This is a genomic window from Pseudomonas sp. P5_152 (genome assembly GCF_033989915.1).
GTDB lineage: Bacteria > Pseudomonadota > Gammaproteobacteria > Pseudomonadales > Pseudomonadaceae > Aquipseudomonas.
The window spans coordinates 4658603-4668588 of the sequence record NZ_JASFAH010000002.1 but is presented as its reverse complement, the minus strand read 5'-3'; the positions used below and the strand labels follow the sequence as shown (position 1 = coordinate 4668588).

At 63.0% G+C, this 9986-nt stretch carries 8 protein-coding genes; 5 read left to right on the top strand and 3 right to left on the bottom strand.

The window, feature by feature from the left end; all coding sequences use genetic code 11:
- The first annotated feature begins 150 nt into the window (after window positions 1-150).
- The 3 genes from QMK50_RS21160 to QMK50_RS21150 are packed head-to-tail and all read left to right on the top strand — an operon-like array spanning window position 151 to window position 5052.
- A complete protein-coding gene (locus tag QMK50_RS21160) occupies window positions 151-1509 on the top strand; it encodes a TolC family outer membrane protein (protein WP_095170947.1) in 1359 nt (452 codons plus the stop codon).
- A gap of 18 nt (window positions 1510-1527) precedes the next feature.
- Entirely contained in the window at window positions 1528-3687 is a 2160-nt protein-coding gene (locus QMK50_RS21155) for a type I secretion system permease/ATPase (protein WP_320333881.1), read from the top strand.
- A gap of 9 nt (window positions 3688-3696) precedes the next feature.
- Window positions 3697-5052, top strand: a complete 1356-nt coding sequence (locus QMK50_RS21150; protein WP_159994322.1) for an HlyD family type I secretion periplasmic adaptor subunit — start codon at window positions 3697-3699, stop codon at window positions 5050-5052.
- Window positions 5053-5195: 143 nt separating this feature from the next.
- On the opposite strand, the gene QMK50_RS21145 is transcribed toward QMK50_RS21150, so the two are convergent.
- Together QMK50_RS21145 and QMK50_RS21140 are read right to left on the bottom strand one after the other, a co-directional pair.
- Entirely contained in the window at window positions 5196-5792 is a 597-nt protein-coding gene (locus QMK50_RS21145) for a tRNA-uridine aminocarboxypropyltransferase (RefSeq protein WP_320333880.1), read from the bottom strand.
- 5 nt (window positions 5793-5797) lie between these two features.
- Window positions 5798-6691: a LysR family transcriptional regulator gene (locus tag QMK50_RS21140; RefSeq protein ID WP_095170940.1), complete on the bottom strand. Its 894-nt coding sequence runs from the start codon at window positions 6689-6691 to the stop codon at window positions 5798-5800.
- A 236-nt stretch (window positions 6692-6927) separates the two neighbouring features.
- On the opposite strand from QMK50_RS21140, the gene speB reads away from it, so the two are divergent.
- Window positions 6928-7878, top strand: coding sequence for an agmatinase (speB, locus tag QMK50_RS21135; RefSeq protein WP_159994318.1), 951 nt, complete (start codon window positions 6928-6930; stop codon window positions 7876-7878).
- Window positions 7879-8171: 293 nt separating this feature from the next.
- On the top strand, window positions 8172-9551 hold the full coding sequence (locus QMK50_RS21130; RefSeq protein ID WP_095170936.1) for a sodium:solute symporter: 1380 nt from the start codon (window positions 8172-8174) through the stop codon (window positions 9549-9551).
- 210 nt (window positions 9552-9761) lie between these two features.
- Here QMK50_RS21130 and QMK50_RS21125 read toward each other — a convergent pair whose 3' ends face one another.
- Entirely contained in the window at window positions 9762-9890 is a 129-nt protein-coding gene (locus tag QMK50_RS21125; protein WP_256562504.1) for a PA1414 family protein, read from the bottom strand.
- Between the last annotated feature and the right edge of the window lie 96 nt (window positions 9891-9986).

Genomic DNA, 9986 nt, shown 5'->3' with positions numbered 1-9986 from the left:
TTTCGACATATGCGTTATGAGAAATCCTTCTTAGCTTCTGCCTAGGATGTTCTTAGCTCTGTTGTTACATGCTTGATACGGTTTTTGCCGAAAATAACGCCAAATTATTGGCGACAGTCAAGCACCATTAGTCACAGGGAGAGGCACCCCATGCGCGTATTTACCCCGCTCTGCAGTGCGATTCTGATCGCCATGGCCTGCGCACAACAGGCCCAGGCCATGTCGCTGACCGAGGCGATTCAAAGCACCCTGGACAACCACCCGGAGCTGCACGCCAGTGAGAACAATCGTCTGTCTGCGGATGAAGACGTAAAAGTCGCCAAGGGCGGTTTTTATCCTTCACTCGATCTGAACGCCGGTTATGGCCGTGGCTACAGCGACAACACCAACACCCGCGCGCAGGGCAATCACCACACAGAAATCGATTGGTACACCCAGTCGGAGCTACGCTTGCGGCAAATGCTGTTTGACGGGTTCAACACCGCCAACGAAGTCGGGCGCACCCAGGCCATCGTCAACTCCCGGGCCTACTACACCCGCGGCACCGCCGAGAGCCTGGCCCTGCGCACCATCGAGGTGTACCTGGAAGTACTCAAGCGCCGGGAACTGGTGACCCTGGCCACCAACAACCTGCAGGCGCACTTGCGGGTCAACGACCAGATCGGCCTGCGCACCGAGCGCGGCGTCGGCAGCAATGCCGACCTCGATCAATCCAAGGCGCGTCGCGCCCTGGCGGAAAACAACCTGGACACCGCCCAGGTCGATCTCGCCGATGCCGAAGCCAACTTCTTCAGCGCCGTGGGGCGCATGCCCGACGAACTGGAAAGCCTGCCCTCGATTCGCGGCGAGGTTCCGCAGAGCCTGCCGGATGCCCGTCAGGCAATGATGGAAAACAACCCCTACCTCAAGTCCGCCCAGGCCGACGTGAACTCCGCCGAGAGCCAGTACGAAGTCGCCAAGTCGCCGTTCTACCCGCGCTTCGATGCAGAGGCGGCGGTGGGTGCCAACAACAACATCCAGGGAGACCAGGGCCACGACAACGAGTGGCGCGTCGGTGTGATCATGAACTACAACCTGTTCCGCGGCGGCAGTGACAAAGCCCGCCTGCAATCGGATGCGCACAAGATCAACCAGGCCATGGACATCCGCAACAACGCCCTGCGCATGCTCAACGAGAACATCACCCTGGCCTGGAACGCCATGGTCAACGCCAAGAAACAAACCCCCACCGCCCGCGAATACGCCGATACCACCATGCGCGTGCGCGCCGCCTACCAGGATCAGTTCGGCCTCGGCCAGCGCACCCTGCTCGACCTGCTGGACAGTGAAAACGAGCTGTACAACGCCAATCGCCGCTACACCGAAGTGCGCTACACCGAGGAGTTCTCCATGTACCGGATCCTGGCGAACATGGGCGAGCTGTTGAGCAAAGCCAAGGTGGTGGTGCCGGCCGAGGCGATTGCGCAAAGCGAAGTGAAAAGCCAGGCCCGTCTGCCAGAGATGCGCTAGCGAACGGGGGTACCCGAATTGACCAGCATGCAACCCGGCAACACTGGCGCCGACCCACGCCTGAGCTTTGATGATCCGTTGCTCGATGGCTTGCTGATCCTGTGCAAGCTGCACGGCTGCAATGTCAGCCGGGCCAGCCTGAGCGCCGGACTGCCGCTGGACAAGCAACGCCTGAGCCTCGACCTGCTGCCCCGCGCCGCCGCCCGGGCCAGCCTGCAAGCGCGCTTGCTGCGCCGTGAACTGGGGTCGCTGTCGGCGCTCAACCTGCCGGTCCTGCTGATTCTCAAGGACCGCCGCTGCGCGGTCCTGCGCCGCTGGGCCGAGGATGGCCAGGCCCTGATCCTGCCCAGCGAGGCCGAAGGTGGCGAACAATGGGTCAGCCGCGAAGAACTGGCCGAGGCCTACAGTGGCCAGGCGCTGTTCGCCCGCCCCCGGCATGAACTCGAAGAGCTGCGTTCACCCCTGGTGCCACGGGTCGACGCCTGGTTTCGCGACACCCTCCAGCTGTCCCGCTGGCTGTACAGCGACGCGATCCTGGCGAGTTTCCTGATCAACCTGCTGGGCTTGATGGTGCCGCTGTTCGTCATGCAGACCTACGACCGGGTGGTGCCGAACCAGGCCACCTCGACCCTGTGGGTGTTGGCCATCGGCCTGTTGATCGGCACTGGTTTCGAACTGGTGCTGCGGGTGGTGCGCGCGCACTTGCTGGACACCGCAGGGCGCAAGACCGACGTGATCCTGTCCGCGACCCTGTTCGAGCGCATCACCGGCATGGCGATGAAAGCCCGGCCAGCGACCATCGGCGGCTTTGCCCAGAGCATCCACGACTTCCAGGGCCTGCGTGAATTTCTCACGGCGGTGACCCTCACCAGCCTGATCGACCTGCCGTTCGCCGTGCTGATGCTGGTGGTGATCGGCCTGCTCGGCGGCTGGCTGGTGGTGATCCCGATGCTCGCGTTTCCCATCACCATCATCTTCGCCCTGCTGATCCAGTCCCGCCTGCGCGACACCGTGCACAAGAGCCTGGCCTTGGGCGCCGAACGCCAGGCGCTACTGATCGAAACCCTCGGCGGCCTGGAAACCCTCAAGGCCTGCAGCGCCGAGAGCGAACGCCAGCACCGCTGGGAAAGCACCCACGGCGCCCTGACCCGCCTCGACAGCCACGCGCGCAACCTCGCGGCGCTGGCCACCAATGGCACCCTGTTCATCCAGCAGTTCTCCGGCATGGCGACCATCGTCGCCGGGGTCTACAGCATCATCGCCGGCAACCTCAGCGTCGGCGCACTGGTGGCGACCTACATGCTCGGCAGCCGGGTGCTCGCGCCGCTCGGCCAGATTGCCGGGTTGATCACCCGCTACCAGCAAGCCCAACTGACGATGAAGAGCACCGATGCGCTGATGTCCCTGCCCCAGGAACGCGACGCCGGCCAGCGGCCCCTGGAGCGTACGCAACTGCAAGGGGCGCTGGACGTCAGCGGCGTGACCTTCCACTACCAGGGACAAAGCGCCCCGGCGCTGGCCACGGTCAGTTTCAGCCTCAAGCCTGGCGAGCGGATCGGCATCATCGGTCGCAGCGGATCGGGCAAAAGCACCCTGGCGCGCCTGGTGATGGGCTTCTATGCCCCGGACGAAGGCCAGTTGCTGCTCGATGGCCTGGACCTGCGGCAACTGGATGTCGCCGACCTGCGCCAGCAGATCGGCTATGTCGCGCACGACCTGCCGCTGCTGGCCGGCAGCCTGCGCGATAACCTGACCCTCGGCGCACGCTACATCAGCGATGCGCGCATGCTCGAGGTCGCCGAACTGACCGGCGTCACCGACCTGGCCCGCCAGCATCCCCAAGGCTTTGACCGCCCCGTGGGCGAACGCGGCCAACTGCTGTCCGGCGGTCAGCGCCAGGCGGTCCTGCTGGCCCGGGCCCTGCTGCTCGACCCGCCGATCCTGGTGCTCGACGAACCCACCAGCGCCATGGACAACAGCAGCGAAGACGTCCTGCGCCAGAAACTGCAGACCTGGGTCCAGGGCAAGACCTTGCTGCTGGTGACCCACCGCACCTCGATGCTCAGCCTGGTGGACCGGCTGCTGGTGCTGGACAACGGCCGCATCGTCGCCGACGGTCCGAAAGAAGCGGTTATCGATGCACTGCGCAAGGGCCGTGTCGGCTCTGCGGCCGTCTAGGAGTGGCACATGTCCGGGCCTACAGGTGATCGCGGCTACTTTGGCAGTTTTGGCAAAAGTGCCGAAAGCGAGTTCATGCCGGAAACCGCCAGCGCCTCGCTGCAGGATTCGCCGCGCTGGTCGCGGGTCACCGTGTGGCTCGCCGCCGCGCTGATCATCAGCGCCGTGGTCTGGGCCAGGTTCGCGGTGCTGCAGGAAGTCACCATGGGCGAAGGCAAGGCGATTCCCTCGAGCAAAGTGCAGGTGATCCAGAACCTCGAAGGCGGGATTGTCACCGAGATCTTCGTGCGTGAAGGCCAAATGGTGAACAAGGGCGACACGTTGCTACGCCTCGATGACACGCGGTTCCTGTCGAACAAGGGCGAAAGCGAGGCCGATCGGTATGCCTTGACCGCCCAGGTCGAACGTCTGTCCGCCGAAGCCGAGGGGCGGCCGTTCAAACTCTCCCCCGAGGTGATCGCCAAGGCCCCGCAAGTCGCCGAAGACGAACGCTCGCTGTTCGAACAACGGCAACGGCGCCTGGCCAGCGAACAGCGGACCCTCAGCGAGCAACTTCGGCAAAAAACCCAGGAGCTGGCGGAGTTTCGCTCCAAGCAGGGGCAATACAGTTCGAGCCTGGCACTGCTCAACCAGGAAATGAATATGTCTGCGCCGCTGGTCGGCACCGGCGCGGTGTCGCCGGTGGAGATCCTGCGGCTCAAACGCAGCGCAGTGGAAATTCGTGGCTCGCTGAACGCCACCACCCTGGCCATTCCCCGCGCCGAGTCAGCCATCGACGAGATCAAGAGCAAGCTCGACGAATCGGTACAGAGCTTTCGCTCGGACGCGGCCAAGGAGCTCAACGAGAAGCGCACCGAGCTGTCGAAAATCACCGCCACCAGCATCGCCATCGACGATCGGGTCACCCGCACCACCGTGGTCTCGCCGGTGCACGGGATCATCAAGGTGCTCAAGGTCAACACCATCGGCGGCGTGGTCCAGCCCGGCAGCGACATGCTGGAAATCGTGCCCCTGGAAGACAACCTGCTGATCGAGGCCAAGGTCCGCCCGCAGGACGTGGCCTTCCTGCATCCAGGACAGAAAGCCATGGTCAAGTTCAGCGCCTACGACTACACCATCTACGGCGGGCTGAGCGCCAAGCTAGAACTGATCGGCGCCGACACCATCACCGACGACAAGGGCAACAGCTTCTACCTGATCCAGGTGCGCACCGACAAAAACCATTTGGGCGGGGACGTTAAACCACTGCTGATCATCCCGGGGATGGTGGCGACGGTGGACATCATTACCGGGGAGAAAACGGTGCTGGATTACTTGCTTAAACCGGTGTTGAAAGCGCGGACCGAGGCGATGCGGGAAAGGTAGCGGCGACTGACCCGACGCCATCGCGAGCAAGCTCGCTCCCACAGTGTCCGTTGTGTACACAAAATCTGCGAACACCACTGAACCTGTGGGGGCGGCGGTGCGACGATTCGACTTGCCCGCGATGGGGCCCGCACAAACAACAACTATTTCGGCCCATGGTTGCGTTGAAAAACCTCCTCCCCCATCGCCGCAATCTGCCCCTCGATCAATGCTTCAAACGGCTTCAACAACGGCGCAAACGTCGCCGGCGCTTCGAGGGTTTCCAGCGCCTGCACAATCGCCTCCACCGTCGACAACGCCCCCGGTCCCGGCGCCTTGCGCAGCCGATAGCGAGACACACCGCCCTCGGCCAGCGTCACCCTCGGCAACGCCGCCAGCAGCGGATTGAGGTGCAGCATCTTGCGCGCCTTGCGCCAGGTGCCGTCCGGGACGACCAGCAGCAACGGTTCGTCTGTCGTGGCATAAGCCTGCATCGGCTGCGCATCGTCACCGGGGAACAGCAACCGCGCCCGATACCCCGGCTGATTCAACAGCGCCGGCAAATCCTCGAACACCTCACCGACCACCAATTGCGCATTGTTCAAGCCCAACGCCGCCAGCCGCGCGGTGTTCAAGGCGTGGTTGACCTCGCTGGGATGCTGCAGCAGCAGCACCCGGGTGCGGCTGTCGAGGCTGGGGATCAGCGGGCACAGGCAATGGGTTTGCGGGCGCAGGCAGCGCGGACATTGAATTCTGGACATGGTCTTCAGGCCTGATTCAGTTGGGCTTTAAGCAAGTCACGGAAGGTCTGGATCAGCGGTTCGCGACTGCGGCCACGCCGCACAATCATCGAAAACGGCGCCTGGTAGCCGAAGGTGGCCGGCAGCAACACCCGCAGATCGCCCTTGTCGGCCCAGGCCTGGGCGTAGTGCTCGGGCAGGTAGCCGATGTAGGCGCCGGACAGCACCAGAATCAACTGCGCCTCCATACTGTCCACGGTCGCGGCGCTGTGCTTGAAGCCGTGGCGGGCCAGCTCGGCCTGGCTCCAGTAGCCACGTCCGACCATGCGTTGCTGGGTAATCAACTGTTCGGGTATGCGCCGCTCGGTGAACAACGGGTGGCGGTTGCTGCAATACAACCAGTGCTGCTCACGATAGAGCGGCATGTAGACCAGGCCGCTCATGCGGGTCGAGAACGCGCCGATGGCCAGGTCCAGGCGGTTGTCCTGCACCCCGAGTTGCAATTCGTAGGGGCTCATTACCGACAGGTGCAAATGCACCGCCGGGTGCTCCAGGGTGTAGGCGCCGATGGCTTCGGCGAACGGCAAGGCCTTGTCGCTGACGGTGGAGTCGATCACCCCCAGGTTGAGCGTACCGCGCAACTCGCCCTTGAGCGCGGCGGCGTATTGCTCGAAGCCTTCGAGCTCGCCGAGCAGGCGCAAGGTCTCCTGGTGAAACAGCTCGCCCTTGCTGGTCAGGCTGAACCCGCCCCGCCCACGATGGCAGAGCACCAGGCCCAACGCGGCTTCGAGCTGGCTCATGTAGGTGCTGATGGCCGAGGTCGACAGGTTGAGCTCGTGCTGGGCATTGGCGAACCCCTGATGACGGACCACGCTGACGAAGATGCGCAATAGTTTCAGGTCGGGTAAAGCGTTGGCCATGGCAGAGCTCCGAGTGACGTCGCGACACAGTCCCTGTAGCAGCTGGTGCAGCCTGCGTTCGGCTGCGAAGTCTATCGCCCCCGTCAGCATTAGTTTAGAAAAATCTGAACTAAGTATTTGCCGGTAGCGATTCTTCTACGCAACTACATTTCGCAGAATCCGCCCAACAGGTGCCCGTGCATTCCCGATGCGCTGCGCAACCCCATAAATAAAACAAAGACGATGAGGCCATACCCGTGGACAAAATTCTTCACCAACCACTGGGCGGCAACGAAATGCCGCGCTTCGGCGGCATCGCCACCATGATGCGACTCCCCCACTTGCAAACCGCTGCCGGCCTGGACGCTGCCTTCATTGGCATCCCGCTGGACATCGGCACCTCGCTGCGCGCCGGCACCCGCTTCGGGCCCCGGGAGATCCGCGCTGAATCGGTGATGATCCGCCCGTACAACATGGCCACCGGTGCCGCGCCGTTCGACTCGCTGTCGGTTGCCGACATCGGTGACGTGGCGATCAACACCTTCAACCTGCTGGATGCCGTGCGCATCATCGAAGAGTCCTACGACGAGATCCTCGAACACGACGTGATCCCGCTGACCCTCGGTGGCGACCACACCATCACCCTGCCGATCCTGCGGGCCATCCACAAGAAGCACGGCAAGGTCGGCCTGGTGCACATCGATGCCCACGCCGATGTCAACGATCACATGTTCGGCGAGAAGATCGCCCATGGCACCACCTTCCGCCGCGCCGTCGAAGAAGGCCTGCTGGACTGCGACCGTGTGGTGCAGATCGGCCTGCGCGCCCAGGGCTATACCGCGGAAGACTTCAACTGGAGCCGCAAACAGGGGTTCCGTGTGGTCCAGGCCGAAGAGTGCTGGCACAAATCCCTGGCGCCGCTGATGGCTGAAGTGCGCGAGAAAGTCGGCGGTGGCCCGGTGTACCTGAGCTTCGACATCGATGGCATCGATCCGGCCTGGGCCCCTGGCACCGGCACCCCGGAAATCGGTGGCCTGACCACCATCCAGGCGATTGAAATCGTCCGTGGCTGCCAGGGTCTCGACCTGATTGGCTGCGACCTGGTAGAAGTCTCGCCGCCGTACGACACCACCGGCAACACCTCGCTGCTGGGCGCCAACCTGCTGTACGAAATGCTCTGCGTACTGCCGGGTGTGACCCACCGCTGAGGGTCCCCACAGGATCAGTTGCTCAAGGCTGGCGCCGACCGGATGACAGCCTTGGCCTGAACCGGTCGCGGGGCCTGGAGCAACGCATTAGCCAGGCGGGCGAAACCATCGTGTTTCGCCAGCAACCAAAGGCCATTGGCTGGCCTGCAACGAACACTTATCCGCCATGCCGCAAGGGCATGGCGTTGCGGGTTACACCGGTCATGCGCCAAACCGCCTGGCTAACGCACTCCCTTGCGCCGACAGATTGATTATTGCCTCACCATAAAAAAGACAATCGGAGACACGCCATCATGGCTTTAGATTTATTCGTCGTACTCATCTACGCCGCCGCGATGCTGATACTCGGCTACTACGGCATGCGCAAAGCCAAGACCAACGAGGACTTCCTGGTCGCCGGCCGCAACCTCGGCCCGAGCCTGTACATGGGCACCATGGCCGCCACCGTCCTGGGCGGCGCGTCCACCGTGGGCACCGTGCGCCTGGGCTACGTGCATGGCATCTCCGGTTTCTGGCTGTGCGCCGCACTGGGCTGCGGGATCGTGGCGCTGAACCTGTTCCTCGCCAAACCGCTGCTCAAGCTGAAGATCTACACCGTGACCCAGGTCCTGGAAAAACGCTACAACCCGATGGCCCGCTCCGCGAGCGCGATCATCATGCTGGCGTATGCGCTGATGATCGGCGTGACCTCGATCCTGGCGATCGGCACTGTGCTGCAAGTGCTGTTCGGCCTGCCGTTCTGGATCTCGGTACTGCTGGGTGGTGGCGTGGTGGTGATTTACTCGGCCATCGGCGGCATGTGGTCGCTGACCCTGACCGACATCGTCCAGTTCGTGATCAAGACCGTGGGCCTGATGTTCATCCTGCTGCCGATCTGCCTGTACCGCGTCGGCGGCTGGGACGAACTGGTGTTGAAACTGCCGGCGTCGAACTTCAGCTTCACGACCATCGGTTGGGACACCATCATCACCTACTTCATGATCTACTTCTTCGGCATCCTGATCGGCCAGGATATCTGGCAACGGGTGTTCACCGTGCGCACCGCCAAAGTGGCTCAGTACGCCGGTACATTCGCCGGGTTCTATTGCATTCTCTACGGCCTGGCCTGCGCCCTGATCGGCATGGCGGCACACGTGCTGATTCCGGACCTGGACAACGTCAACAACGCCTTCGCCGCCATCGTCAAACTGTCGCTGCCTGACGGTATCCGTGGCCTGGTGATTGCCGCAGCCCTGGCTGCCATGATGTCCACCGCCAGCGCCGGCCTGCTTGCCGCCGCCACGACCCTGACCGAAGACCTGCTGCCGAAACTGCGTGGTGGCAAACAGTCGAGCCTGAGAATCAACCGCCTGTTCACCGCACTGACCGGGATTGCCGTACTGGGCATCGCCCTGGTGGTGAACGACGTGATCAGCGCCCTGACCCTGGCCTACAACCTGTTGGTGGGCGGCATGCTGGTACCGCTGATCGGGGCAATTTTCTGGAAACGCGCGACCACCGCCGGTGCCATCGCCAGCATGGGCCTGGGCTTCGTCACCGCCCTGGTGTTCATGTTCAAGGATGGCCTGGATGCCAATACGCCGATCTACTACAGCCTGGCGGTCGGCCTGGTGAGCTTCATCGTGGTCAGCCTGGCGTCCCGTCGCCCGGCCTCCCTGGCCAACGCGATCTGACCCCAGGCCAGACGCCGTACACCTTTCTTCGGCGGGTGCAGCGTCGGTCGCTGCATCCGTTTTTTTTCGTCTGGGGAAAAGTAAATCAGAAGAAAGTGGAGGTTTTCGAGCGGCGGAAAATGGGCCGCAGATGGAGGATCTGCGACATAGTGATTACGCCCGCTGCGCAGGCGGACGCAGCCTGCGGCAGCTGCTACGACAACATGCGCTTTACCGGCGGCGCGGTTGGCGGCGGCGTTGTTCGTCGTCAGTGCGAATAGGCACGGGTTGCAGAGGTGGTTCGATCAAACCTAGCGCGACACCGAGGTCATGGAGCCAGTTTTGCAATTTCTCTTTCATGGTGCCCCCCTTCAGGGTAATGCCCAGCGACCGGGTTCTGTAAACGCTTCATACAGATAGTAGTCCGAACTCCTACGCAATGCTCGCCTCAGTACG